A 26527-nucleotide genomic window follows, 5' to 3' on the forward strand; every position below is an offset into this window, starting at 1 on the left:
CAAAAAGCCCACGCCTACCCCAACAAGAAGCCCCGGCCGCTGGCGCATCCGGGGCTTCCGGAAACAGGCGGAAACGCGCGGGGCGCGGCCCTCGCCTCAGTCTTTCACCACGCGCTGGCGCAGCACCTGCCCGCCCACGGTGGCCGTGAGGATGTAGGGGCCGGCCGCGCAGGTGGGCTGCACCCGCACGGGGGCCGCGCCGGGCGTGAGGGCCTGCTCCTGCTGCCACACTTCGCGGCCCATGGCATCGAGCAGGCGCAGGGTGGCGGTGGTGGCGGTGGGGTGGTTCAGGGCCACAGTCAGCTCGGGGCCGAACTGCGTGGGGTAGGCGGCCAGCGTGGCCGGGGCCGCGTCGAAGCGCAGCAACTGGGGGTCGTAGTAGTGGACGGTGCCGTCGCGGTCGTCCTGGCGGAGGCGGTAGTAGCGGGGGCCGGCCTTGCCCTCGGCGGCATCCACGAAACGGTAGGCGCGGGGGGCGCTGCTATTGCTGCCCTCGGCGGCCACGAAGCCGATTTGCTTGAAGGCGTGGCCATCGAGCGAGACTTCGAGGCCGAAGCCGTGGTTGTTCTGCTCGGTGGCAGTGGCCCAGGTGAGGACGGCATTGGCGCCCTGGCGCTCGGCCCGGAAGGCGGTGAGGCCCACCGGCAGTGGCGCGGTGAGGTCGCCCAGCGTCCAGCGCGAGAAGCCGCTCACGCCGCTGAGCGTGGCAAAGCCGCTGCCGGCGCTGGTGAGGCCCTTGTTCTGCCAGGTCACACCGTTGTCCACCGACTTATAGAAGCGCAGGTTGGCGGGGGCGATGCCGTTCAGCTCGTGGGCGAAGTAGCTCATGGTCAGGCCCAGGTTGAGGCCCGTGATGGTGGGCGCGCTGATGTCGAAGTAGCGCAGAATGCCTTGGTGGCCGGCCACGCCCACCGGCGCGGTGCCCGTGATGCGCGTTACCTGCGTGGCACCTGGCAGCGTGGAACCCACGGCCGGCAGCATGGTCAGGCCCACGCCGCCGAAGTCCTCCAGGTCGCCCTCAGTGGGGGTGCGGCGCACTTCCACGCGGCCCAGCACGTAGCTGGCGTCGGTTTCGGAGAGGTTGGCCAGCGGGTCAATCTTGAGGCGGTAGGGGCCGGTAGCCAGGATGCCGCTCAGCATCTGCACACCGTTGTACACCTCGGCGTCGTCGGTAAAGGTTTTCACGCCGCCGCCGTTCACTTCCAGGTTGAAGTAGAAGCCGCCGCTCACGGTCTGGTTGCCGGCCCCGGTCAGCTTCACCTTGCCGGTGGAGCAGGTGAATTGGCCGGTATTCAGCATGTTGCCCTTCACTTCCAGGTCGCCCAGCGTTTGGGCGAAGGTGCCGGTGCTGGTGTTGGTGAAGTTGCCGTTGATGAGAATGTCGCCGCCCGTATGGTTAAGCACGCCCGCGTTGGTGAGGTCGCCCAGCACCACAGTCAGGCCGCTTTCCACCACCATCAATTGGCCGTTGCTCACCGAGAAGGAGTTCAGGATGGTGGTGGCCTGGCTCACGAGGCTGTTCACGCCGCTGGTGCCGGTGTTGGTCACGTTCGTGACGGTGTTGCCAGTGAGCTCGGCGCGGCCCGCCGCCACGCCCATGGCCGTGAGGGAGGCGCTGCTTACGCCGGTCAGGCTCACCTGGCGCACGGTGTTGCCGGTCACCTGGTTGGTGAGCGTGGTGCTGTTGCCGCAGCTCATCACAATGCCTTTGAAATTCTGGGTGCCCGCGTTTTCCCAGATGCCGCCGGTGGCCCCGGCCGTGCGCCCACCAATGAAGTTGCTGCTCACCAATGCCCCGTTGGCCCCGGAACCAGGACGGAAGTCGATGGCCGTCTGGGCGGTGGTGGGCACCGCCGTGGCGTTGTAGTAGAAGCTGTTGCCGCTGATGGTCCACTGGTCGCCGTTGCCGGCCCCAACGAATACGCCGGCGCGGCTGAAGTTGAAAAGCTGGCTATTGAGCAGGCTGAAATTGTCGTTGGTGCCGCCGCCTGCATTGGCCGCGTACAGCAGGTTTGCGGGCAGTAGGGCTGGGTCGGCATTGCCCACGAAGCTTTGGATGATGGTGTTGTTGTCGTTGCCGCTGGTTAGGCCGCCGCCGATTACTACCACGCCGCTGGTCAGCAGCGTATTCGAACCCAGCACGATGGCCTCGCGCACCTCGTTATTAGAGGCATCATTACCGAACACCACGGCCGGGGCCGTGAGGCTGGGTTGACGCACCGTGAGGGCGCGGGAAATGGTGCCGTTGTTGCCATTGAGGCTGGCAAATGCGCTGCCGGCCCCGAAGGTGAGCGTGCCCGTGAGCACCGTGCTAACGCCCGCCGCCGGCCCGATGACAAGCGGGTTCTCAGCCGACCCGGTTTTGGTTAGCAGCACGTCTTCACTATAGGCAGCATCCAGCAGGCGCAGCTCGTAAGGCTGCGTGAGGGGCGAGGGCACGGCTACAAGCGCCGCGCCGATAGTGGTATAATTGCCACCAGCACCCACCGTGATGATGACGTTGGCCTGCGCCCGCACGCCCATCATCAGCAACATGCTCAGCAACAGCCCTACCAGCTGCCAGCGCCGACGCACCCACCACGGCTGGGCCGGCAACGCTCCAAACGAGTGCGCCGGGGAAATAGAGGAGACGAAGTGTTTCATATAGCGGAATAAAAAAATGAGGAAAGCATTAGGGCAGATTACCCGACGGTTTGCTATTTGATTCGACCAGGGTTCGACACAACTGCTGTGCTTAAACCAGCTCCGGATAACCATATTATTTGTTTCTGATTTCCGGCATCATCCGGAATACCTGAACCATATAACGGATTATCATTAATAGCATTTATCAAACGTAAACCCTCCTCATAGCCCTTGCAACAACCCAGTCAATTACTCAAAGACATAATGCAAATTCAATGTAATTTTCTATTCATCATCCTATCAATATCGTATATTGGTGCCATTATTTTTTTATTATTTCAATTATTCCACCCTTTTTGGTAAATCCAGACAACATCAATAAATCGTGCACCTGCAATCACTGTCGGAGTTCTTTTTTATAATTATTATAATACAGCCCAACTCACAAATATCATATCAACTCGTCATCATCTACAAAACAACTCCCTTCATATAGTCATAATACAAAACCACCTCTGCCGATACGGGCAGAGGCGGTTTGGAACAACAGCATTTGGGATTTGGCCCGGGCTACCGCTTGCCGATGGTGTAGGCGGGCTCGCAGTTGGGCACTAGGGTCAGTTTCCAGGTATCGAGGTTGAGGGCGGCGAGGTGGGCCAGCTCGGGGTTGTGGCGGTACACGCAGCCGGTATCGAGGCCCAGCGCGCCGGGGTGCAGGGCCGCTTTGGCACGCACCTGGGCCGTGGGCGTGGGCACGTGGCCGTGCAGCAAGCGGCGGCCGCCCAGCCGCACGGGGTCGTACACGTAGCTTTTGGTGTTGAGCATGGTGGAGTAGTCCTGGCGCATCTCGGCGGGAGGCAGGGCGAAATTGTAGCCGGCGTGCACGAGCATGAAATCGGGCAATTCAATCTCATATGGCAAGGTGGCCAGCCAGTTGAGATATTGCGCGGGGATATCGGAGAGGCGCGATACGCCGAAGCTGCGCAGCGTGGGCAGTCGGCCGCGCGGCCCCAGCCAGTCCCAGCGCCAGCGGTGGCGGGCGGCATCGAGCAGGGCCTGGTCGTGGTTGCCGCGCAGGCAATGCACCTGGTAGCCGGCAGCTTGCAGCCACATCAGGTAGTCGAGCACGCCGCGGCTGTCGGGGCCTTTGTTCACGTAATCGCCCAGCAGGTAGAGTTCGTCCTTCCGGCTGAGATTTAGCTCTTCTTCAACCAAGTGGCGAAAGGTGTGCAGGCAGCCGTGGAGGTCGGTAGTGGCGTAGCGGCTCAAAGTTCTCGGGGATTGGCGATTAACAAAAAGAACGTCATGCTGAGCGGCACCAAGGCATCTTTACCGCAATAGTAAATAAATTACTGCGGGAGGGATGCTTCGGCTTTGCTCAGCATGACGTTTCTTCTTAATTAGCAGCTTACGCCACACTGGCGCAGCTAATGGCCGCCGCCGTAGGCGGGCTTGTCCAGGTCGGGCTTGTCGTGGTTGCGGTTGGGATGGCGCTGGCCGGCGTCGAGCGCATCCTGCTCGAGCTGGTCTTCGGTCTGCTCATCAGCGGAGTTTACGGGCAGGGCGTCGGCTTTGGCCGTGCCTTCCAGATTGCGCTTGTCGGGATGCTCGCCGGTTTTCTGGTCATTATGGTGCGTAGACATAGCGAAAGAAAATTAAGGTGAAAAGAAAAGGCCGGCCAACGGCCGGATTATTATTGGTCGATGGCCGAATCCGACGCGTTGGGGTCGGTGAGCTCGGCGTTGGTATCGGTGCCGGTAATGGGCTGGATGGGGCGGGGCTCCATCTGGCCCATGCCCACACGGGAGTTGGGGTTCAGCATTTCGTCCACGCCGGGGCGGAAGTCGTGCACGTCGAGCTCATCGACGGGGCGGCCGCTGGGCACGATGGTGTCGGTATAGTCATCGAGGGGCGGCATGTCCTGGTTGGCGCGGCCGGCGCGGCCCTCGTCCTGCGAGCGCATGTTGTCGGCGGGCGGGCTCATGTTGTCGGCGGTTTCGTTCACGCCCACGGCCGTTTCGCCGCCCGAAGTATCGGAGCCGAAGCCTTCTTTGCCGTCGCGGTTGCCGAAACCGCCGCGGGCGGCCTCATTCTTGGGCGGGTCGGCGTTGGGAATGTGATGGCCGGCCTCCATTTCTTCGTTGGTCGTGTCGTCGTTGATGACGCGGATAGGGCGGTTGTTGGGGTCGATGGCCATGGGAAAAGAGAAGTGAAGAATTGATGGTGCGAATAGGGAAAGGTGTACTTTGGTTTAAGCATTTGGGTTGTCTATCGCCCGGCTCGCCTCTTCTTTCCCCAATCCTTAAATATAGTAAAAATCATGTGGAGTAACGTCGACAATAGCCTGTGTCGCAGCTTCCAGTTCAGCGACTTCAAAACGGCCTTCGCCTTCCTCACTGAAGTAGCCGCCGAGGCCGAGCGGCTCGACCACCACCCGTGGCTCAGCAACGAGTATAATGTGGTGGAATTCCGTCTCCGCACCCACGACGCGGGCAACACCGTAACCGCCCGCGACCACCGGCTGGCGGCGGCCATTGATGCTGTAGCGGCGCGCTATGAGGTGAGTTGAACGCCTGTCATCCTGAGCGCAGCGAAGGACCTTATCACAGTAGCTCCGATTGAATTACTGCAAATTGGCCAGCCGTGATAAGGTCCTTCGCTGCGCTCAGGATGACAGATGCCCTACTAATCCCACCTTACCTTTGTCGCTATGCCCAACACGGTTCTGTACCTCGTGCCCACGCCTATTGGCAATCTGGAAGATATTACCCTGCGGGCCATCCGCGTGCTGGGGGAAGTGGGCACCGTGCTCTGCGAGGATACCCGCACCAGCGGCCGCCTTATGCAGCATTTGGGTATCAAAAAGCCGCTTCTCTCCTACCACCTGCACAACGAGCACCAGCAAGTGCCCCGCCTGCTGGAACGGCTGGAAAAAGGCGAAACCATGGCCCTGATTTCGGATGCCGGCACGCCGGGAATCTCCGACCCCGGGTTTCTGTTGGTGCGCGAGTGCCTGGCGCGGGGCCTGGGCGTGGAGTGCCTGCCGGGCGCTACCGCCTTCGTGCCGGCGCTGCTCAAGTCGGGTTTTGGGGCCGAGCGGTTCACGTTCGAAGGATTTTTGCCGGTAAAGAAGGGCCGGCAGACGCGTCTGCAGCAACTGGCTTCGGAAACCAGAACCATGATTTTTTACGAGTCGCCGCACCGCATTGTAAAAACCCTGGGCCAGTTGGCCGAGGTGTTGGGGCCAACGCGGCCGGCCTCGGTCAGCCGCGAATTGACCAAGTTATTTGAAGAAACCGTGACCGGCACGCTGGCCAGCCTTGAGGCTGACTTCGCGGCTCGGACTGCCATTAAAGGAGAAATTGTCGTTGTCGTCGAAGGAAACCTTGCCCCGCCCCCCCGCGAGCCCCGCCCCGGCCGCGAAGACCGTTACCGCCGCGCTGCCGACGACGACGATGACACCGACTACGAGGACTAGTCCGCTGCTCCAAAAGCCGCTGGTGCTGGCCGTGCTCGGCGCGTTGCTGCTGAGCGGCGGCTGGGCCCCGTGGCCCACGGCCTGGCTGGCCCCGCTGCTGTTCATCGGCTGGGTGCCCTACCTGCTGATGGAGCGGCAGCTCACGCTGACCGGGGCCCGCAAAGGCCGCGTATTTGCCAGCACTTACCTGCTGCTGGTGCTCTGGAACGCCCTCACTACCTGGTGGGTAAGCTACGCCGACCTGCCCGCCGGTATCGCCGCCGTGGTACTCAATGCGTTGCTCATGTGCCTGCCGCTCATGGCCTTCCGCCAGACTAAGAAGCGACTGGGCAACCGCTGGGGCTATTTGTCGCTGCCCATTTACTGGATTGCGTTTGAGCAGCTGCACCTGCATTGGGACATCACCTGGCCCTGGCTCACGCTGGGCAATGGCTTCGCGGCCGCCCCGCAGTGGGTGCAGTGGTATGAATACACAGGTTTCCTGGGCGGCTCGGTGTGGGTGTGGGCGGTGAACCTGCTGTTTTTTCAGGCGCTGCTGAAGCATTTGCCTGCACTGGCTTTTCGGCTGGCAGCTGATGCACCTGCTGCAATGCCTCGCTCTGAAACGCGGCAAAAGTCTGCGTTTGAATGGCATGCGTCATTCAACACACCTCTTGCCCTCATCCTGCTGCCCATTGCTTTTTCTTATTTGATAAGCGCCACGTACCAGGAAAAAGGCCCCACGGCCGAAGTGGTAGTGGTCCAGCCCAACTTCGACCCCTACGTGGAGAAGTTTGAGGGCGGTCCCAAGTTCATTCCCTACGACGAGCAGCTCACGCGCCTGATGCAGCTTTCCGAGCAGCACCTCACACCCGCCACACGCCTCGTGCTCTGGCCCGAAACCGCACTGGAAGAACCCTATTGGGAAAACACTTTCGAAAGCAACCCCAAAATCCGCCGCGTGCGCGAGTGGCTGGGGCGGCACCCCGGCGTGGCGCTGCTCACGGGCATCACCACCCTCGGCTCTTACCCAAACAAGGAAGCAGCCAGCGAAACCGCCCGCTACCGTGACGACCTCGGCTACTACGATTTCTTCAACACCGGCGCGTTCTTCGCCGATGCCACCGCGCCGGTGGTGTTCTACCACAAATCGCGCCTCGTGCCCGGCGTGGAGAAGATTCCGCCCGTGCTGGCCTCGCTCATCGCGCACATCGACCTGGGCGGCACCGTGGGCAGCGTGGGCAGCCAGCCCGAGCGCACCGTGTACCCGGCCCCGGCCAACGCGCCGGCCCTGCGCGTGGCCCCGGTCATCTGCTACGAATCCATCTACGGCGACTTCATCGGCGAATACGCCCACAACGGAGCCACCCTGCTGGGTCTCGTCACCAACGATGCTTGGTGGCACGACTCGCCCGGCTACCGCCAGCTGCTGAGCTACGGCCAGCTGCGCTGCATCGAAACCCGCCGCGACCTGGCCCGCTCCGCCAACACTGGCTTCACCGGTTTCATCAACCAGAAAGGCGAAATCACCCAGCGTGAAAAAGCCTGGATTCCGACCGCCAGCCGCGCCACAGTGCATCTCAATAACGAGATGACGTTTTACGTGCGTTTTGGGGAGTTGATTGGGCGTGGCGCGCAGGTGCTGGCGGTGCTGTTGCTACTGGTAGCTATTGTGGTGGGGTGGCGCAAGAAGGGGCAGGATTCAGTAGAAGGCACGATGTAGAGACGCAATATTTTGCGTCTCATCGTTGAACAGCCGGAACCGCGCTGTTTAGACAAATAATTAAACAACATCAGCAACGACGAGACGCAAAATATTGCGTCTCTACATCGTTCTATTCCTCATCCATGCCCCTCGATTTCACCCAACTCTCCCACGACCTTGCCGCCCTGTGCCGCACCACGGCCGAATTCATCCGTGAAGAAGCCGCCGTTTTTGACCGCGCCAAAATCGAGCACAAGGGCGTGCACGACCTCGTGAGCTACGTGGACCAGGAAACCGAGCGCCGCCTCGTGGCGGGCCTGCGCCAGCTGCTGCCCGAAGCCGGCTTCATCACCGAAGAAGGTACCGCCGGCCCCGATGCGCACACTGAGGAATTCGTGTGGATAATCGACCCGCTCGATGGCACCACCAATTTCGTGCACGGCCTACCGGTGTACTGCATCAGCGTGGCGCTGGTGCAGCACCGGGAGCTGGTGGTGGGCGTGGTGCACGAGGTGGGCCGCGACGAAAGCTTCCGGGCCGTACGCGGCGGTGGCGCGTTCTGCAACGACCAGCCCATCCACGTCACCGATGTGGCCGAGTTGAACAGTTCGCTCATCGCCACCGGCTTTCCCTACAAGGACTTCGACAAGATGGAGAACTTCCTGCACATCCTCGGTGAGTTCTTTACCCGCAGCCACGGCGTGCGCCGCCTGGGTTCCGCCGCGGCCGACTTGGCTTATGTGGCGGCTGGCCGCTACGAAGGCTATTTCGAGTTCAACCTGAATTCCTACGACGTGGCGGCGGGCATCCTGCTGGTGCGCGAGGCGGGCGGCCACGTCACCCAATTTCTGATAGATGGCGACCCATTATTCGGCCGCGAGATAGTGGCCAGCAACCAGCTTATTCATGCCGAGATGCAGGCCACCATCGGCGAGTTCTGGCGGTAGCGCAAACTATTCTTTTTCCTGCTTAGTTTACCTATCATGCTCCTGCTTGCCATCACCTCCGTCGAAATCCAATACCTGCTGATTGGCGCGCTGTTCATTGCGGCGGCGTTTTACGTGGGTCGCATTTTCTACCGGGCGTTTTTCAGCAAGACGGCGGCCGGCTGCGCCAAGGGCTGCGGCGGGGCCTGCGGGCAGCTTGATGTAGAGAGTCTGCAGCGCACCATCGAGGCGCGGGCGGCGGCTAAATAGTGCGGCCCGCTAAGGCATAGCACTTCCGCATTTTTTCTATGGCTTTGGTATAACCCGCCCCCGCCCCGGCTGCGTATAGCCGGAGCGAGGGCGGTTGGCATTTGAGCCGGCCCGCCCCGCTTCATCCTTACCCAAACACCCCCACCGCCATGCAAGACAAAGAAGAAGAACGGTCCCTTGTCAACGTTGAGAGCAAACTGACCAAGGACGGCTTCACCCAGGATTTCAACGTCGTGGATGGCCGCCTACATACCATCGGCAGCGACTCCAACAAGACCTACGCGCCTGATGAAGTGACCATCGTAGACTTTTACCGTTTCGAAGGCGAGAGCGACCCCGACGATATGTCCGTCCTCTATGCCATTGAGGCCAATGACGGCACGAAAGGCACCATTTCGAATGCCTACGGTACCTACGCCGACACCGACACCGACGACTTCCTCAAGCAAGTTGAGGACCTCGGCAAGAACCTGACAAAGAAGGATAAGTAGGACGCTCAGTCCGAAACCAGGCCGTCATGCTGAGCGGAGCTGAAGCAGCTCTACCGCGCCACTAATCAGAGTTAGTATTGCGGTAGAGCTGCTTCGGCTCCGCTCAGCACGACGTTCTTTTTTGCCCATTTTGCTTTCTCAGCCCCAAACCTTGGTGCCTTCTGAGCAGTTGCGGCACATCTCAATCTGGTCGCGGCCCTTGAGGAGGCTGCCGCGAAACTGTTGATACTTGGGGCCGCGCCAGAGCTGGCGGAAGGTTTCGGTTTTGAGGTCGCCCTGGCGGTATTCGGCATCTTTGTCGAAGCAGCAGGGCACCACCAGGCCATCCCAGGTGATGACACAGGAGTGCCACATTTTCCAGCAGTGGTCGACCAGCTTGTTTTTCAGGCTCCAGGTGTTGTCGCCATTGTTCTGGTAGCGCGAGTAGTAGTCGATGGTGGGGATAAGCGGTGAGCCCTGCGCGTGGTCGTAAATCTGGGCAGTTTTGAACCATACATCATCTACGCCCAGCGCCTCGGCCAGTTGTTTGGCGTCGTCAATCTGGTGCTCATTCGGCCGCACTACAAGGAACTGGAAGATGATGCGCGGCGTGCTCGATTTCAGCTCTTTGCGCCATTTCACCACGTTGCGGGTGCCTTCTAACACTTTTTCCAGCTTGCCGCCCACGCGGTACTGCTGGTACACATCCTGCGTGGTGCCATCGAGGGAGATGATGAGGCGGTCGAGGCCGCTTTCCACCGTTTTGCGGGCGTTCTGGTCGTTGAGGTAGTGGGCGTTAGTGCTGGTGGCGGTATAGATGCCCTTATCGGCCGCGTACTTCACCAGTTCCAAAAATTGCGGGTGCAGGTAGGGCTCGCCCTGGAAGTAGAAAATCAGGTACCACAGCCGGCTGGCTACTTCGTCAATCGTCTTCTTAAATAAGTCACCCTGTAGCATACCCGTGGGACGCGTGAACGAGCGCAGGCCGCTGGGGCACTCCGGGCAGCGCAGGTTGCAGCTGGTGGTGGGTTCGAAGCTCAGCGCCATGGGCAGGCCGCGCAACCGGGCCTTGCCCGTAATCTTGCTCAGAATGTAGGAGCCGATGATTTGTGTCGCGTTCCAGACCCGCAGTGGGGTGGCTTTCGACAAAACATTGAGGCTATCGGTGAGCACGGACATAGGAAGGGGCTAAAAAGCAGTAGCGCGAACTTGGTAGCTCGCGTCCCAGCGCCGGACGGGGTTTCGGTGGCGCGGAGACGCGAACTACAAAGTTCGCGCTACTTCGGTTGCGTTCAGTCGAACGCTTATTTCTTGGTGGCCGGGAAATCGATGGCGCTGGTGTAAGTACTGGCCTTGCCGAACGACTGGTTGATTTCATCCACGGCGGCGCGGCTGCTCAGGCGTTTAGGCTTGGTGTTGAGGAAGGTACCGTCCTCACCCACCAGCATATACGTCGGCACTTCCTGCAAAGCGTACTCTTTTGCCACCATCGAGCGCAGGCCCCCACCGGGGACGCGCACTTGCACGCCGGGCAATTTTTTCACGGTCACCAGCTGCTTCCAAGCCTGCTCGTTCTCATCCAGCGCAATGTTGATGAAGGTGATGTTCTTGCCTTCAAACTTGCGCATCAGCTCCTGGGCATAGGCTAGGTCACGCAAACACAGGCCGTTGGTGCTTTTCCAGAAGTTCAGGTACACCAGCTTGCCGGCGAAGTCGTGCAGGTGTACGGTATCACCGGTGGCGCTGGGCAGCTTGAAATCGGGAGCCGGCGCACCGATGGCGAAGTCCTTGTGCAGGTTGAAATCGGCTTGCAGCGTGGGGTAGAACTGGTTTTTGGGGTCGTAGTTGCGGAAATCGGCCAGCATGGCGGCCGACTGCTTCACGTGCCCGAACCGGAACGATTCCTGCAATACGCGGCCCAGAATGATGGCCCGCGACGGGCCGGTGAGCTTCTTGCTGGCCAGCGCGTAGCAGGCCGGGTAAAAATCCGGGTCGGAGCGCTGGTGGTGGTCCTGGCTCACGGTGAAGTGCACGTAGTTGAGCAGGAATTCGTGGTAAAGCTCGCTCTGCACGGCGTTGGGCTCGTTGAGCAGGCCGGGCTCACGCAGGAAGTTGTAGTAGTCGGGGGCCATTTTCAGGCGGCCTTCGGTGTTCACCACCTGCTCGCGCAGGTCCTGGAAAGTGAGCTTGTCGTTGGCGTAGGCATACACCACTTCGGCGTGGGCGTAGTTGTAAAACTCCTGCGTGAACGACTGCTTAGCCGCGTGGTCTTCCAGAAACTCGTATTCGTGCTTGCGGCGGTACTCCAGAAAGGACAAGAACGGGGCTTCGTAGAGCTGAATATTATCGGGCAGCACCTGGAAACCATCGTTTTCCACGAACTGCGCATCGGCTTCTACTAGGTAGTTGTTGGCGTTGGCGGCTTGCTGGCGGTGGCGCTGCTCCTCAGTCAGGTTCGAGCGGTTACGTAGCTTGGTGGCAAAGCCGGAGGGCACGTCGTTGGGCTTAAAGCGCAGCGTACCCGACATGTCGCTGCCCTTGAAGCGCACATCCATGTCGGTGCCGGGGTCGAGGAACAGGGGAGCCACGTCGTCGCCGTACACGAGGTCGGCCTTGGTAGCACCGCCCACGGGCACTACTATCTTGAAATCGCCCTTGTCGTTGAGCGGCACCCGAAATAGCTTTTCCTTGGGGTCGAGCGGGTTCTCGCGCAGCGAAATCGCAACAGAATCAGTGGTAGGCCCACTCACCCGGCCGGTGAGGGTGGCCATGCCCGCCGAAGTAGCAGCCGCGACCGGGGCCGCTTTGGCGGCGGCACCCACCACCGTAGTCGTGCGGCCCTGGGCATGGCCCAGCAGCGGAGCCAGGAGCAGAGCCGCTCCAGCCAGCCGACGTGCACAAGTGACAAAAGATAATATCATGACAATAAAAACCAGCTCTGAGTAGTTGGTAACAACCCCAGCAGCTAATTGGACAATGGATAGAACTGACCAGATTTACCAGGCCATTCGCGGTAAAACCCTATCAGCAATCCGAAGATAAGGCTTTTTCGTTTATAAAATCCAAATCAAAATTTCGGTCTTTCGCCGCTTTCCCGGCGAGCTGGTATTTCGTTGCCGTAAAGGTTTGTGGGCACCGGCTGATAATCAAGTGGCTTTTCGCTACCCGAATAAACCGTTCAGCACTTCATCGAGCCGGCTCACGGCGTGCACTTTCAAGCCAAACCGGGCTAAGTCCAATCCCTTGCCGTTGAACTGCGACACGTACATCTGCTGAAAACCGAGTTTTTCGGCTTCAGCAAGGCGCTGGTCGAGGCGGCTCACGGCTCGGATTTCGCCGCTTAGTCCTACCTCGGCCGCCAGGCACACGTTGCCAGGGATGGGAAGGTCGTTGAGCGAAGAAACTACGGCGGCGCACACGGCCATGTCCAGCGCGGGGTCGTCGAGGCGCAGGCCGCCGGCGATGTTTAGGAATACGTCGTGCTGGCCCAGGCGCAGGCCGGCCCGTTTTTCGAGCACGGCCAGCAGCATTTGCAGGCGCTTGGCGTCGAAGCCGGTGCTGCTGCGCTGCGGCGTGCCGTAGGACGTAGGTGAAACCAGCGCTTGCACTTCCACCAGCAGCGGGCGGTTGCCTTCCAGCGTAGCCCCGATGGCCATGCCGCTCAGGCTCTCGCCGCGCTGCGAGAGCAGGATTTCGCTGGGGTTGCTCACCTGACGCAGACCGTCGCCCTGCATTTCGTAAATACCTAACTCTGAAGTGCTGCCGAAGCGGTTTTTGGTGGTGCGCAGGATGCGGTAGCTCATGTGCCGGTCGCCCTCGAACTGCAGCACGGTATCGACCATGTGCTCCAGAATTTTGGGTCCGGCAATGCTGCCATCCTTCGTGATGTGGCCGATGAGCAGGACCGGCGTGCTGGTTTCCTTGGCGAATTTCAGGAACTCGGCGGTGCATTCGCGCACCTGGCTCACGCTGCCCGCGCCGCTCTCCACCAACGTGGAATGCATGGTCTGGATGGAGTCGATGACAAGGATATTGGGCTGCACCTGGTCAACCTGCCGGAAGATGTTCTGGGTGTTCGTTTCCGTAAGGATGTAGCAGCCGGAATGCTGGCCGTCGGCCATGCGCTCGGCCCGCATTTTTATCTGAGCTTCGCTTTCTTCGCCGCTCACATACAGCACTTTCATACTCCGGAGGCTGAGGGCAATCTGGAGCATGAGCGTGCTCTTGCCAATGCCGGGCTCGCCACCAATGAGGATGATGGAGCCCGGCACAATGCCGCCGCCCAGCACGCGGTTCAGCTCGCCGTCGGGGGTGATGATGCGGGGCTCGTCTTCGGCCAGGATGCTGTTGAGCGGGACCGACTTGGCGGCTTTGGCCACGTTGCCGCCGGGCACGGTGCTGGCGGGTTTCCACTGGCCGGTGGTGGTGGCCACGGTTTCTTTCTGGACGACTTCCTCAACGTAGGTATTCCACTCGCCGCAGACGGGGCAGCGGCCTATCCATTTCGCCGATTGGGCGCCGCAGGATTGGCAGAAAAAGACGGTTCTGGCTTTGGCCATAGGGGTAGATTTCGGAGACTAATGGGGTGTAATTACAAGGCCAATCTGCCCGAAAAAGTTGCTTTATAAATGGGTTTGCCCGGCTATTTGCCCCCGGCAAAGTGCGCGTTGTATTCCCGCACCAGCTGCGGCATGTTTTTATAGCCGGCATCGGGAGCCTGTTGCCGGACGCGGGCCGCCAGCTCCGGATAATCGGCAAAGGCGGTAGCCATCAGAGTGGCAAAGGCTTTGTCGGAGCGGGGCACTTCCTGAATAATGCCACCGGCGGGCTGCACGTACCAGAAATATTTATCGTGCGAACCCACCGGGATGATTACGGGCACCACCGGCAGTGGAATGGGAATGTACATATTGGCTTTGGTGATGAAGTAGCCGTAGGTTTTGGTGCCGGCGGCGGGCGTCATGTTTTCGGCCAGCATCCCCAGCGGCTTGCCATTTTTGGTGAGGGCATCCAGGGTATGGCCTTCCACTACCATGGTTTTGATGCGCTCGACGGCCATCTCCTTCATGGGCGGAGGCGGCAGCTGGTTGGGCGGCAGCTCGTAGCATTCCACCTTGTCGTGCATGAAAAGGTCGTAGCTGGTCACGTAGCCGCGTACCTGCTTGCCACTGAGCATTGTGAAGACAACAGGAGAATACGTAATAGGCGCGTTGCGGGCCGCGCGGAGCGAGTCGACCCGGGTGGCTACCCGCGCCGGACGCTGGGCGTGCACAGCCGTCACGCTGCCGGCTGTTAGCAATCCGGCCGCGAGCAGCCGGGAGGTTTTTTGCAGAAATTCTTTCATCAGAACAATTACTATTGAACCCGCTTGCGGCACGGCCTCGACTTAACGAATTGGCGAAAATACACCCGGGCCCGCACTGCTCCGCACCAACTTTCCGCCTGCCCCGGGGTTATTCAAACATGGCTATTTCTACTACGCTCACCACCTCCGACCTCTCCACCATTACCGCCTTTGCCGGCCTGCCCGCCGACACGCTGGCCTGGCTGATAGCGCACGGCGAAGGCCGCACCTATGCCGCCGGCGAAACCATCTTTGAGCCCGGGGCGCCCGCCGAATTTATGACGGCGGTGGTGCAGGGCGGCATTCAATTCTACGCCGTGAAGGGCGCTCAGCACGACCCAATATTCCGGATTGATACCGCCCAGGTATCCGGGGTGCTGCCCTATTCGCGCCTCCGCACCATTGCCGGCCAGGGCGTGGCGGCCGGCGAAACGGTGCTCTATCTGCTGCACCGCGACCATTTCCCGGCCCTGGAGCAAACCAGCCCCGAGCTGGTGCAACGCCTCGTGGGCATCATGAACGACCGCAGCCGCGACCAGGTGCGCGGCCAGGAGCGCGACGACAAGCTGCGCGCCCTGGGCAAGCTCTCGGCCGGCCTGGCCCATGAGCTGAATAACCCTGCCGCCGCCATTGCCCGCGCCGCCCAGGCGCTGGCCAACCGCGTGGGAGCCAAGCCAGCGCTGTTTGTGGAACTGGTGAGCCACTGCCCTTCGCCCGAAGCCATGCTGGCCCTCACCGGCCTGGCGGTGCCTAGCGCCGAAGCTCAGCCCCCGCAAAGCGCCCTGGCCCGCGCCGACCGCGAAGACGAGCTGGCCGACTGGCTCGCATCGCACAACGTGCCCAACGGCTACCACCTGGCCCCGGCCCTGCTCGAAGCCGGCGTGACGCCCGCCGCTCTGGCCAACGTGGCCGACTTGCTGCCGCCTGCCGCCCGCCCGGCGGCATTTGCCTGGCTAGAAGGCCAACTCACCACCATGCAGCTGGTGCATGATGTGCAGGAAGCCGGCAGCCGCATCAGCAAGCTGGTGGCCGATGTGAAAACCTACTCGCATATGGACCGCGCCAGTGGTTTCGAGCCCATTGACGTCACTGCTGGCCTGGAAAGTACGCTCAACATCCTGGGCTTCCAGCTACGACAGAAGAACATTCGGGTGGTCCGCGACTTTGCGCCCGGCCTGCCCCCCATTCGCGGGCAGGTGAGCAGCCTCAACCAGGTGTGGACCAACCTGCTCGACAACGCCATCGATGCGCTGCCCGCGCAGGGCGGCGAAATTACCATCCGCACCCAGCGGGAAGGCGGCTTTGTGCGCGTATTTTTGATTGACAACGGCACCGGCATCCCGGCCGATGTGCTGCCGCACATCTTCGAGCCCTTCTTCACCACCAAGCAGGCCGGCGACGGCTCGGGGTTGGGCCTCGATATTGCCCAGCAGATTATCCGGCAGCACGACGGGCGGCTGGAAGTACATTCCGAACCCGGCCGCACCGAATTCTGCGCCTGGCTGCCGGTCGCTAATTAATTCAGCCTCTTCATCATGCCCGACAAAAAACCCATCATCCTCGCCGTTGATGACGACCCGCAGGTGCTGGCCGCCATTGCCCGCGACCTGCGCCAGGAGTTCAGCGAGGACTACCGCATTCTGCGCGTAAACTCCGGCCCCGAGGCGCTCACGACCGTCAAGGAGCTGCACGAAAAGGAGGAACCGCTGGCCCTCATCGTGGCCGACCAGCGCATGCCCGAGCTGGAAGGCGTGGAGCTGCTCACGGCCTCGCGCGAGTTCTTCCCCGACGCCAAGCGCGTGCTGCTCACCGCCTACGCCGACACCGAGGCCGCAGTACGTGCCATCAATTCGGCCCGGCTCGACCATTACCTGATGAAGCCCTGGGACCCGCCCGAAAACCTGCTTTATCCGATTCTGCACGATTTGCTCACGGCCTGGCAAGTCACGCACAAGCCCAAGTTTGGCGGCATCCGACTCATTGGTTTTCAGTGGTCGCCGCTCTCGCACGAGCTCAAGGATTTCCTGAGCGGTTACATGGTGGGCTACCAGTGGCTCGACTACGAAACCAATCCCGAAGCCAAAGAATTGGTGAAAGCTCGCGGCTTCACCTCCACCGACTTACCGCTGATTATCTGTGCCGACGGCAAGGCCGTGGCAAACCCCACCAAAACCGCCTTGGCCGAACATCTGAACATCGCCAACCAGCCCCTGCAGGCTATGTACGATGTGGTGGTGGTGGGCGCCGGGCCTTCCGGGCTGGCTGCTGCCGTGTACGGGGCCAGCGAAGGCCTCAAAACCCTCATCGTGGAGCGCCAAACGCCCGGCGGACAGGCCGGCACCAGCTCCCGCATCGAAAACTACCTGGGCTTCCCCACCGGCCTGAGCGGGGCCGAGCTGGCTTTCCGCGCCTGGACCCAGGCCGTGCGCCTCGGAGCCGAGTTCCTGGCCCCGCAGGAAGTAGCCGACCTCTGCATTCAGGACGGCTACAAAGTACTGACTTTGAGCGACGGCCGCGAAATCAGCACCAAAGCCGTGGTCCTCACCACCGGCGTGAGCTACCGCACCCTCGATGTGCCCGGCATGGAGCGCCTGAGCGGCGCGGGCGTGTATTATGGCGCGGCCCGCACCGAAGCCCGCAGCTGCGACGAGCAGGACGTGTACATCGTGGGCGGCGGCAACTCGGCCGGGCAGGCGGCCATGTACCTGGCCACCTACGCCCGTAAGGTGTTCATTGTCATTCGCGGAGCCGACCTGGCCGCCAGCATGTCGGCGTATCTCATTGAGCAGATTCGCACTACACCCAACATCGAGCTGCTGCCGCATTCCCAAATCAAGGAAGCCTGCGGCCAGGACCACCTCGAAGCCGTGATGGTGGACGTGAACGGCACCGTCGAAAAACGCCCAGCTCGCGCCCTCTTCGTCTTCATCGGCGCCAAACCCAGTACCGAATGGATTTGCGACCAGGTATTATGCGACGGCAAGGGCTTTCTCCTCACCGGCCGCGACCTCGTAACCGACCCACGCTACGCCGAAGTCTGGAAAAAAGACCGGGAGCCTTATTTACTTGAAACCTGCGTGCCCGGCATTTTCGCGGCCGGCGACAGCCGCGCCGGGGCCATGGCCCGCGTGGCCTCCGCCGTGGGCGAGGGCAGCATGGCCATCAAGTTCGTACACCAGTATCTGGACGAATAACGCCTGTCATTGCGAGGCCGCAGGCTGTGGCAATCCATCTTCTCCATGCAGAAAGCCTGATAATGTGACACGCCCTGTTAGACCCCAAAGCCCCGACTCTACTCCAGAGCCGGGGCTTTTCGCATTTCAAGGGCTTTGTACATCGGGAGGACGAATTGCCACGGCCTGCGGCCTCGCAATGACAGATGACACTCCTCCTTACCGGCCCTACCCTTCCATCAGCAGTTGCTCGGGCAGGTTCATTAGGTAGTCGCCGTAGCCGCTTTTGCGCAGCGGGGCGGCAATGGCGCGCAGTTGGTCGGCGTCAATAAAGCCCTGGCGGTAAGCCGCTTCTTCGATAGAACCTACTTTCAGGCCCTGCCGCTGCTCAATCACCTTCACAAACTCGCCGGCCTGCATCAGGCTTTCGAATGTGCCGGTGTCGAGCCAGGCCGTGCCGCGGCCGAGAATGCCCACTTTCAGCGTGCCCCGGCGTAGGTACTCCTTGTTCACGTCCGTGATTTCGTACTCGCCGCGGGGGCTCATTTCGAGGTTCTTAGCAATTTCCACCACGTCGTTGTCGTAGAAATACAGGCCGGGCACGGCGTAGTTGCTTTTGGGCTTGGCCGGCTTTTCTTCAATGCTAAGGGCATTTTTATCGGCGTCGAACTCCACCACGCCGTAGCGCTCGGGGTCGTGCACGTGGTAGGCGAACACCACGCCGCCTTTGGGGTCGTTGTTCGACTTCAGCAGCTCTTCCAGGCCAGCGCCGTAGAAAATATTGTCGCCGAGCACCAGGGCCACGCTATCGGTACCGATAAAATCAGCGCCCAGCACAAAAGCCTGAGCCAGGCCGTTGGGTACCTCCTGCACCACGTACTGAAAATCACAGCCCAGGCTTTTGCCGTCGCCGAGCAGCTTTTTGAACTGCTCCTGGTCGTGGGGCGTGGTGATAATCAGCACTTCCCGAATACCCGCCGACAGCAGAATCGACAACGGATAGTAAACCATCGGCTTGTCGTACACGGGCATGAGTTGCTTCGATACGGCCAGCGTGAGCGGGTGCAGGCGGGTGCCGGAGCCGCCGGCGAGGATAATTCCTTTCATTAGGTGAGAATTGTAGCCTGGACTCTGCGAGTCCGGGCGTTGGAGAATCTGGACTAACGCCCGGACTCGCAGAGTCCAGGCTACAACTTAATTACGTTCGGCAATAAACGCCTGATTGGCCTTAAACCACTCCAGCGTTTTCTTCAACCCCTCACGAATGCGCACCTGCGGCTGGTAGCCCAGCAGCCGGTTGGCCTTCGAGATATCAGCCAAGGAATCGCGGATATCCCCGGCGCGGTTGGGGCCGAATTTCGGCGCCAAATCCGAGCCGGCTTCTTCGCGCAGGATGTCGTACATCTGCACCAGCGAAGTGCGGTCGCCCACGGCAATGTTATACACCTGGCCCAAGGCCTCCGGGTTTTGCACCAGCGCGGCGCGAATATTGGCTTCCACGCAGTTTTCCACGAAGGTGAAGTCGCGGGTCTGGCCGCCGTCGCCGTTCAGCGTGGGCGGCTCGTTGCGCAGAATGGCATCGATGAACAGCGGAATCACGGCTGCATAGGCTCCGCCCGGGTCCTGGCGCGGGCCGAAGATGTTGAAGTAGCGCAGGCCAACGATTTCCATGCCGTAGGTTTTGGCAAATACGTCGGCGTAGAGCTCATTGGCGTACTTCGTCACGGCATAGGGCGAGAGCGGCTTGCCAATACGGTCTTCTACCTTGGGCAGGCCGGGGTGGTCGCCGTAGGTTGAGCTCGAAGCGGCGTACACAAAACGCTTCACGCCCGCATCCTTGGCAGCCGTCAGCATCTGCACGAAGCCGCCCACGTTCACGTCGTTGGTCAGCACCGGGTCTTTGATGGAGCGCGGCACCGAGCCGAGAGCGGCCTCGTGCAGCACCACATCCACGCCCTCGCAGGCGGCGGCGCAGGTAGCCGCGTCGCGGATATCGCCTTCAACAATTTCCAGGCGCGAATCGCCCGAAAACAGCGCCAGGTTCTTGCGGAAACCGTTGGAATAGTTGTCCAGAGTCCGCACTTTCTTCACGCCGTACTTCAGCAGATACTCCACGATGTTGGAGCCGATGAAGCCCGCGCCGCCAGTCACGAGAAAAGTCAGGTTATCGAGCGGCTGCTCGTGGAAGGGGTTTTCGTACATAAGGTCAGTTAACAGTTATCAGTGAGCAGTGAGCAGTGAACAATTATCAAATGACTAGTGAACGACACTGCTCACTGATAACTGAAGCGTAGGGCTACCGTCCTGCGTACTGCTTCGCGTTATAATCTTGATATGCGCCGCTCGTTACGCTATTGAGCCACTCTTCGTTGGCGAGGTACCAGTCTACAGTCTGGGCCAGGCCCTGCTCGAAGGTTACGGAGGGTTTCCAGCCCAGCTCGTTCATGATTTTGCTGGAGTCGATGGCGTAGCGCATGTCGTGGCCGGCGCGGTCGGTCACGAACTTGATGAGCTTGCGCGAGGTGCCCTGTGCCTGGCCGGTTTTCTCGTCCACCACGTCGCAGAGCAGTTCGATGAGCTTCAGGTTCTGCCACTCGTTCACGCCGCCGATGTTGTAGGTATCGCCGTTTTTGCCCTTGTGGAACACCGCGTCGATGGCCGTGGCGTGGTCTTTCACAAAGAGCCAGTCGCGCACGTTTTCGCCTTTGCCGTACACGGGTACCGGCTGGCCGGTGCGCAGGCGGTGAATGGCCAGCGGAATCAGCTTCTCAGGGAAGTGGTTGGGGCCGTAGTTGTTAGAGCAATTGCTCAGCTTGATTGGCATGCCATACGTGTGGTGCCAGGCGCGCACAAAGTGGTCGGAACTGGCTTTCGAGGCCGAATAGGGCGAGCGGGGGTCGTAAGCCGTTTCCTCCGTGAACATCTCGGGGCCGAAGTCCAGCGAGCCGTACACCTCGTCGGTGCTCACGTGGTAGAACACGTGGTCGTCGTAGCCGCCGGGCTGCCACAGGTGGCGGGCCGCGTTCAGCAGATTCACGGTGCCGATGACGTTGGTTTTCACGAAAGCCATCGGGTCGGTGATGCTGCGGTCCACGTGCGACTCGGCCGCGAGGTGAATCACCGCGTCGGGTTCCTCGTTGGCAAACAGCTGGTCGATGAAGTTCTGGTCGGCAATGTCGCCCTTGATGAACTTGTAGTTCGAGGCATTCTCAATGTCGCGCAGGTTCTCCAGGTTGCCAGCGTAGGTCAGCGCGTCAAGGTTGATAATCTGATAGTTCGGGTATTTCGTTACGAAGAGCCGAACTACGTGAGAGCCAATGAAACCGGCGCCGCCAGTGATGAGGATTTTCATGGTGTTGCTTGTTTTTCGGCCGCGCCATGCGCCGCCGAGTTCTATATAATCTGTTTATTTCTTAGCCAATGCCTGCTGCCATTTCCAGGCGCTGGCCAACGAATCCGCCAGAGAAGTTTCGGTTTTGAAGCCCAGCCCTTCTGCTGCCTTTGTGGCATCGGCGTAGATGGCGGGCACATCGCCGGGGCGGCGCGGGCCGATGCGGTAGTTGAGCTTCTGACCGCTCACCCGTTCGAAGGTTTGCACCACTTCCAGCACCGAGTTGCCCTGGCCGGTGCCTACGTTGAAGGTTTCCACCGTTTCGCTGCCTTTGCGGTCGAGCAGGCGTTGCACGGCCACCACGTGTGCTTTGGCCAGGTCCACGACGTGGATGTAGTCGCGAATATTGGTACCGTCCACGGTATCGTAGTCGCCGCCGTTGATGGTCAGTTGCTCGCGGATGCCGGCCGCCGTCTGGGTAATGAACGGCACGAGGTTGTTGGGCACCCCGAGGGGCAGCTCACCAATCTTGGCCGATTCGTGGGCTCCGATGGGGTTGAAATAACGCAGCAGGATGGTGTGCAGCTCGTTGGTCGGGGCGGCCGAGACGTCGCGCACCACGTCTTCGCACATTTGCTTGGTGCGGCCGTAGGGCGACGAAGCCGGCTTGGTGGGCGTATTTTCCGTCACGGGCAGGGCGTCGGGGATGCCGTATACAGTACACGACGACGAGAACACCAGGTTTTGCACCTTAAATTCGGCCATTACGCCCAGCAGCGTCAGCAGCGAGCCCACGTTGTTTTGGAAATACATCAGTGGCTTCGCTACCGATTCGCCCACGGCCTTGTAAGCCGCAAAGTGAATGACGCCCTGAATATCTTTCTCGGCCTCAAACACGCCGCGCAAGGCGGCCGCGTTAGCGCAGTCGATGCGGTACGTTGGCACTTTTACGCCCAGAATTGACTCGATGCCAGCCAGCGCCGACTCTTCCGAATTACTGAAATTATCGACGATAACCGGCTGGTAACCGGCCTGCTGGAGCGCCACTACCGCGTGGGAGCCAATGTAGCCGGCGCCGCCGGTAACGAGTATCTTACTCATATTCTGCGTTATCAATTACTACAGGCTCCAGTATTGCAGTTCCTTCATCTTGCCGCGGTACAGGCCTTTGATGTCGACCAGCACGGCATTGTCGGAGGTGATGGACTGGAAGTAGGCTTCGTCCTTGGTGGCGTAGGGCTGGTGGCTCACGGCCACAATCACGGCGTCGTAGTCATTGCGCACGTCATCGTTGTGGGTCAGACGGAAGCCGTACTCGTGGTGCAGCTCGTTGGAATCGGCGTGCGGGTCCACGATATCCACGTTCACCGAGAAGTTTTTCAGCTCCTGAATCACGTCGGCCACCTTGGAGTTGCGGATGTCTTCCACGTTCTCCTTAAAGGTAGCGCCCATCACCAGCACGCGGCTTTTGGCCACGTCCTTGCCTTTTTTAATCATCATCTGCACCGTTTTCCGGGCGATGTAGGCGCCCATGTTGTCGTTGGTGGTGCGGCCCGAGAGAATCACCTTCGCATCGTAGCCCAGCTCTTTGGCCTTGTAGGTCAGGTAGTAAGGGTCGACACCGATGCAGTGGCCGCCCACCAGACCGGGCGAGAACTTCAGGAAGTTCCACTTGGTGCCGGCGGCTTCCAGCACTTCGTAGGTGTTGATGCTCATGCGGTCGAAAATCATCGACAGCTCGTTCATCAGGGCGATGTTGACGTCGCGCTGGGTGTTTTCGATGATTTTGGCAGCTTCAGCCACGCGGATGCTGCTGGCGCGGTGCACACCGGCCTTCACCACCAGCTCGTAGACCTTGGCGATGGTATCAAGCGACTCTTCGTCGCAACCACTCACCACTTTCACGATGCGCGTGAGGGTGTGCTCCTTGTCGCCGGGGTTGATGCGCTCGGGCGAGTAGCCTACTTTGAAATCGGTTGGAAATTTCAGGCCCGAGAGGCGCTCCATCACCGGAATGCAGTCTTCCTCGGTGCAGCCGGGGTACACGGTGCTTTCAAACACCACATAGTCGCCCTTTTTCAGCACCTTGCCTACCGAGCCGGACGCGCCAAGCAACGGCTTGAGGTCGGGCTGGGCGTGCTCGTCGATGGGCGTGGGAACGGCCACGATGTAGAATTGCGCCTGGCGCAGCACTTCCAACGAATCGGTGAAGGTGATATCGCAGCCTTCGAATGCTTCTTTATCCAGCTCGCCGCTGGGGTCGATGCCTTCTTTCATCTGGGCCACGCGGCCGGCGTTGATGTCGAAGCCAATCACCTTGAGTTGCTTGGCAAACTCAAGGGCGATGGGAAGGCCCACGTAGCCGAGGCCGATGACGGCCAGGGTGGCCTCTTTGCGCAATAGTTGGTCGTACACGAGCGTAATGTTCAGTTGCTAATTTTCACGGTTAGTTGCTGATTTTCGGCAACTTATTGGCAGTACGTCCCAGTGGCCGAACCGTACGGCCGTCGGGACTCAGTTCATACTTTTCGGCGCTTTCGGGGCAGGTGGCATGGCCGTGCTGGTCGAACGTGAGGCGGTGCCCGTAGGCGCTCATCCAGCCCTGCGGGCGGGCGGGCGTGCCGTATACGAGGGCATAGGCCGGAACGTCGTGCGTGACCACGCTGCCCGCGCCCACAAAGGCGTAGCGGCCCAGCCGCGTGCCGCACACGATGGTGGCGTTGGCCCCAATGGTAACGCCTTGTTCCAGATGCGTGGTCTGGTACTGGCCGGGGCCTTTGCGGGGCACGGCGCTGCGCGGGTTTTTCACGTTGGTGAATACCACCGAAGGGCCCAGGAATACGTCGTCTTCGCACACGACGCCGCCGTAGAGGCTCACGTTGTTCTGTACTTTCACGTTGCGGCCCAGGGTCACGCCGTCGGCCACGAATACGTTCTGGCCCAGGTTGCAGTCTTCGCCGATATCGGCCCCGGCGCACACATGGCAAAAGTGCCAGATGCGGCTACCCCGGCCTATCTGGCACCCCTCGTCGAGGATGGCCGTGGGATGGGCGTAATAATCGGGGGTGGCGTGGGGCATTCGGGGCAATCGAGCGGTTCAGCCCGCAAAGGTAAGGACAAGGGCGGGGTTGGCTTCGTACTTTTGGGTAATTCCCTTATTGTGCTTGCATTATGGCTCAGCCCGCCTTCCAAACCGAACCTGCCAGCTACGTTTCGCCCGAAGAATACCTGCGCCTGGAGCGCGAGGCGGAATTTAAACACGAATATTTTCAGGGCGAAATCCGCGCTATGGCTGGGGCCGGCTATGCGCACAACCTGATTTGCGCGAACCTGACCGGCGAACTTTATAGTCGATTACGCGGCCAAGGCTGCTCGGTGGTGGGCAGCGACCAGCGCCTCCAAATTATGAGCGGCAGCGCCTTCGTGTACCCCGACCTGACGGTGGTGTGCGGCAAGCCGGAATTCAACGAAGAAAAAAAGCCCGATACGCTATTGAATCCCACGCTGCTGGTGGAAGTGCTGTCGCCCACTACCAGCCAGTACGACCGTAGCGAGAAATTCATGCTTTACCGTCAGGTGCCCAGCCTGCGCCAATACTTAACGCTGGATGCCCAGGCCATTCACGCGGAACTGCATACGCTGGACGACCTGGGCCGCTGGGTGCTCACCGAAACCCGTGACCTGAACGCCGTGCTGGATTTGAGCAGCATCGGCTGCCAGGTGCCGCTGGCCGAGGTGTATGCGGGCGTTCAGTTCTAAAGCTTCACGCACACATTCTGCGCTTCGGTGAAAAACCGGAGTGCCTCCAGCCCGCCTTCGCGGCCCACGCCGGAGTTTTTCATGCCGCCGAAGGGCGTGCGCAGGTCGCGGTGCAGCCAGGTGTTTATCCAGACGATGCCGCTGTGTAGCTGGTGGGCTATGCGGTGGGCGCGTTGCAGGTCGCGGGTCCAGAGGGTAGCGGAGAGACCATAGTCGGTGCTGTTGGCCATCATCAGGGCTTCCTCGTCGGTTTCGAAGGGCGTGAGGGTGACCACGGGGCCGAATATTTCTTCCTGGTTGGTGCGGCAGTCGAAGGGCAGGTTCTCGAATACCGTGGGTTCAAGAAAATACCCTTCGGCGCAGCGGCCGGGCACGGTGGCGCGGTGGCCACCAGCCAGGAGTGTGCCGCCTTCTTCGTGCGCCAGCTTGATGTAGGTCAGCACTTTATTCAGGTGAGCTTCGCTAACCAGCGCGCCCTGTTTGGTGTCAGCTTCGATTGGGTCGCCGATTTTCTGGTCCTTGAGCTGCTTCAGAAATTCGGTTTTGAAGGCCTCGTAAATCGGGCGCTCGATGAAGATGCGCGAGCCGCACAGGCAAATCTGACCCTGATTAGCAAAGCTGCTGCGGATGCTGGTGGCCACGGCGGCAGTCAGGTCGCAATCGGCGAAAATGATGTTCGGATTCTTACCGCCTAATTCCAGACTCAGCTTTTTGAACATGGGCGCGGCGGTGGCGGCCAGGTGCCGCCCGGTGGCCGTGCCGCCCGTGAAGCTGATGGCCTTGATGCCCGGATGCTCCACGATGGCCTGCCCGCAATTCGGGCCGTTGCCGTGGATGATGTTGAGCACGCCCGCTGGCAGGCCGGCTTCGATGCACAGTTCGCTCAGCAGAAAAGCCGTCGCGGGCGTGATTTCCGAGGGTTTGGCCACCACGCAGCAGCCCACGGCCAGGGCGGGCGCAATTTTCCAGGTAAAAAGGTAGAGCGGCAGGTTCCAGGGCGAAATGCAGCCCACCACTCCCACGGGGTGGCGCACGGTGTAGTTCACGGCCACCCCGTCCTGCACATGGGCTTCGGTGGCGAAGTGGCCGGCGGCAGTGCCGAAGAAGTGGAAATTGGAGGCTGCTCGGGGGATGTCCATCACGCGGGCCAGGGCTAGGGGCTTGCCGTTGTCCTGGCTTTCGGCGCGGGCCAGGCGGTCAAGGTTGGCGTCGATGAGGTCGGCGATTTTTACCAGGAGGCGGCCTCGTTCCTCGGCCGAGAGGGCGCGCCAGGCGGGCAGGGCGGCTTCGGCGGCGGCCACGGCGGCGGCTACGTCTGCAGAGTCGGAGTCGGGAATCTGGCCGTAAACCTGGCCGGTGGCGGGGTCCACGTTGTCGAGGTAACGGCCGGCCAGCGGCGGCACCAACTGGCCGTTGAGGTAATTCTGAATGCGAAGCATAGGACGAACTTACGACCCGCCCGGCCAC

24 protein-coding genes are annotated in these 26527 nt (G+C 60.8%); 9 read left to right on the plus strand and 15 right to left on the minus strand.

Features of this window, described 5'->3' with window-relative positions; all coding sequences use genetic code 11:
* Positions 1-96: 96 nt before the first annotated feature.
* The 4 genes from ACYVM5_RS09370 to ACYVM5_RS09385 all read right to left on the minus strand — a co-directional run bounded on the left by ACYVM5_RS09370 (position 97) and on the right by ACYVM5_RS09385 (position 4822).
* On the minus strand, positions 97-2643 hold the full coding sequence (locus ACYVM5_RS09370) for an autotransporter outer membrane beta-barrel domain-containing protein (RefSeq protein WP_460617859.1): 2547 nt from the start codon (positions 2641-2643) through the stop codon (positions 97-99).
* A 552-nt stretch (positions 2644-3195) separates the two neighbouring features.
* Positions 3196-3894 (minus strand): metallophosphoesterase family protein, encoded by a 699-nt coding sequence (locus ACYVM5_RS09375; RefSeq protein ID WP_460617860.1) that lies wholly within the window; start codon positions 3892-3894, stop codon positions 3196-3198.
* A gap of 158 nt (positions 3895-4052) precedes the next feature.
* The gene (locus ACYVM5_RS09380; RefSeq protein ID WP_460617861.1) at positions 4053-4268 is read right to left on the minus strand and encodes a hypothetical protein; all 216 of its coding nucleotides are present in this window, start codon (positions 4266-4268) and stop codon (positions 4053-4055) included.
* A gap of 50 nt (positions 4269-4318) precedes the next feature.
* Positions 4319-4822 (minus strand): hypothetical protein, encoded by a 504-nt coding sequence (locus ACYVM5_RS09385; protein WP_460611302.1) that lies wholly within the window; start codon positions 4820-4822, stop codon positions 4319-4321.
* 123 nt (positions 4823-4945) lie between these two features.
* Here ACYVM5_RS09385 and ACYVM5_RS09390 point away from each other — a divergent pair, with 123 nt between their 5' ends.
* The 6 genes from ACYVM5_RS09390 (at position 4946) to ACYVM5_RS09415 (ending at position 9474) form a co-directional block, all read left to right on the plus strand.
* The gene (locus tag ACYVM5_RS09390) at positions 4946-5194 is read left to right on the plus strand and encodes a 4a-hydroxytetrahydrobiopterin dehydratase (RefSeq protein WP_460617862.1); all 249 of its coding nucleotides are present in this window, start codon (positions 4946-4948) and stop codon (positions 5192-5194) included.
* Positions 5195-5335: 141 nt separating this feature from the next.
* The gene (rsmI, locus tag ACYVM5_RS09395) at positions 5336-6103 is read left to right on the plus strand and encodes a 16S rRNA (cytidine(1402)-2'-O)-methyltransferase (RefSeq protein WP_460617863.1); all 768 of its coding nucleotides are present in this window, start codon (positions 5336-5338) and stop codon (positions 6101-6103) included.
* Positions 6081-7805, plus strand: a complete 1725-nt coding sequence (lnt, locus tag ACYVM5_RS09400; RefSeq protein ID WP_460617864.1) for an apolipoprotein N-acyltransferase — start codon at positions 6081-6083, stop codon at positions 7803-7805. Before rsmI ends, lnt begins: the two co-directional genes overlap by 23 nt.
* A gap of 125 nt (positions 7806-7930) precedes the next feature.
* Positions 7931-8734: an inositol monophosphatase family protein gene (locus ACYVM5_RS09405; RefSeq protein WP_460617865.1), complete on the plus strand. Its 804-nt coding sequence runs from the start codon at positions 7931-7933 to the stop codon at positions 8732-8734.
* Between the two features lie 36 nt (positions 8735-8770).
* Positions 8771-8983: a hypothetical protein gene (locus ACYVM5_RS09410; protein WP_342301240.1), complete on the plus strand. Its 213-nt coding sequence runs from the start codon at positions 8771-8773 to the stop codon at positions 8981-8983.
* 149 nt (positions 8984-9132) lie between these two features.
* Positions 9133-9474, plus strand: coding sequence for a hypothetical protein (locus tag ACYVM5_RS09415; protein ID WP_460617866.1), 342 nt, complete (start codon positions 9133-9135; stop codon positions 9472-9474).
* Between the two features lie 138 nt (positions 9475-9612).
* Here ACYVM5_RS09415 and ACYVM5_RS09420 read toward each other — a convergent pair whose 3' ends face one another.
* The 4 genes from ACYVM5_RS09420 to ACYVM5_RS09435 form a co-directional block, all read right to left on the minus strand.
* Entirely contained in the window at positions 9613-10632 is a 1020-nt protein-coding gene (locus ACYVM5_RS09420) for an SPASM domain-containing protein (protein ID WP_460611295.1), read from the minus strand.
* A 125-nt stretch (positions 10633-10757) separates the two neighbouring features.
* Positions 10758-12374 (minus strand): TlpA family protein disulfide reductase, encoded by a 1617-nt coding sequence (locus tag ACYVM5_RS09425; RefSeq protein ID WP_460617867.1) that lies wholly within the window; start codon positions 12372-12374, stop codon positions 10758-10760.
* 240 nt (positions 12375-12614) lie between these two features.
* Entirely contained in the window at positions 12615-14012 is a 1398-nt protein-coding gene (gene radA / locus ACYVM5_RS09430; protein WP_460617868.1) for a DNA repair protein RadA, read from the minus strand.
* 83 nt (positions 14013-14095) lie between these two features.
* Positions 14096-14797 (minus strand): hypothetical protein, encoded by a 702-nt coding sequence (locus ACYVM5_RS09435; RefSeq protein ID WP_460617869.1) that lies wholly within the window; start codon positions 14795-14797, stop codon positions 14096-14098.
* A 119-nt stretch (positions 14798-14916) separates the two neighbouring features.
* Here ACYVM5_RS09435 and ACYVM5_RS09440 point away from each other — a divergent pair, with 119 nt between their 5' ends.
* Entirely contained in the window at positions 14917-16317 is a 1401-nt protein-coding gene (locus ACYVM5_RS09440; protein ID WP_460617870.1) for an ATP-binding protein, read from the plus strand.
* 15 nt (positions 16318-16332) lie between these two features.
* Positions 16333-17991, plus strand: coding sequence for an NAD(P)/FAD-dependent oxidoreductase (locus tag ACYVM5_RS09445; RefSeq protein WP_460617871.1), 1659 nt, complete (start codon positions 16333-16335; stop codon positions 17989-17991).
* 207 nt (positions 17992-18198) lie between these two features.
* Here ACYVM5_RS09445 and rfbA read toward each other — a convergent pair whose 3' ends face one another.
* The 6 genes from rfbA to ACYVM5_RS09475 all read right to left on the minus strand — a co-directional run bounded on the left by rfbA (position 18199) and on the right by ACYVM5_RS09475 (position 24380).
* Positions 18199-19077: a sugar nucleotidyltransferase gene (gene rfbA, locus ACYVM5_RS09450; RefSeq protein WP_460617872.1), complete on the minus strand. Its 879-nt coding sequence runs from the start codon at positions 19075-19077 to the stop codon at positions 18199-18201.
* A gap of 87 nt (positions 19078-19164) precedes the next feature.
* Positions 19165-20172, minus strand: coding sequence for an SDR family oxidoreductase (locus tag ACYVM5_RS09455; RefSeq protein WP_460617873.1), 1008 nt, complete (start codon positions 20170-20172; stop codon positions 19165-19167).
* A 94-nt stretch (positions 20173-20266) separates the two neighbouring features.
* Positions 20267-21322: a dTDP-glucose 4,6-dehydratase gene (gene rfbB / locus ACYVM5_RS09460; protein ID WP_460617874.1), complete on the minus strand. Its 1056-nt coding sequence runs from the start codon at positions 21320-21322 to the stop codon at positions 20267-20269.
* Between the two features lie 54 nt (positions 21323-21376).
* Positions 21377-22402, minus strand: coding sequence for an NAD-dependent epimerase/dehydratase family protein (gene galE / locus ACYVM5_RS09465; protein ID WP_460617875.1), 1026 nt, complete (start codon positions 22400-22402; stop codon positions 21377-21379).
* Positions 22403-22420: 18 nt separating this feature from the next.
* The gene (locus tag ACYVM5_RS09470) at positions 22421-23716 is read right to left on the minus strand and encodes a nucleotide sugar dehydrogenase (protein WP_460617876.1); all 1296 of its coding nucleotides are present in this window, start codon (positions 23714-23716) and stop codon (positions 22421-22423) included.
* A gap of 31 nt (positions 23717-23747) precedes the next feature.
* Positions 23748-24380 (minus strand): acyltransferase, encoded by a 633-nt coding sequence (locus ACYVM5_RS09475; protein ID WP_460617877.1) that lies wholly within the window; start codon positions 24378-24380, stop codon positions 23748-23750.
* A 92-nt stretch (positions 24381-24472) separates the two neighbouring features.
* On the opposite strand from ACYVM5_RS09475, the gene ACYVM5_RS09480 reads away from it, so the two are divergent.
* The gene (locus ACYVM5_RS09480) at positions 24473-25060 is read left to right on the plus strand and encodes a Uma2 family endonuclease (protein ID WP_460617878.1); all 588 of its coding nucleotides are present in this window, start codon (positions 24473-24475) and stop codon (positions 25058-25060) included.
* Here ACYVM5_RS09480 and ACYVM5_RS09485 read toward each other — a convergent pair.
* Complete coding sequence (locus ACYVM5_RS09485; RefSeq protein WP_460617879.1) at positions 25057-26499, minus strand: aldehyde dehydrogenase; 1443 nt, start codon at positions 26497-26499, stop codon at positions 25057-25059. The two genes, ACYVM5_RS09480 and ACYVM5_RS09485, sit on opposite strands and share 4 nt — an antisense overlap.
* Positions 26500-26527: the final 28 nt, after the last annotated feature.

The sequence above is a fragment of the Hymenobacter ruber genome (assembly GCF_054783255.1).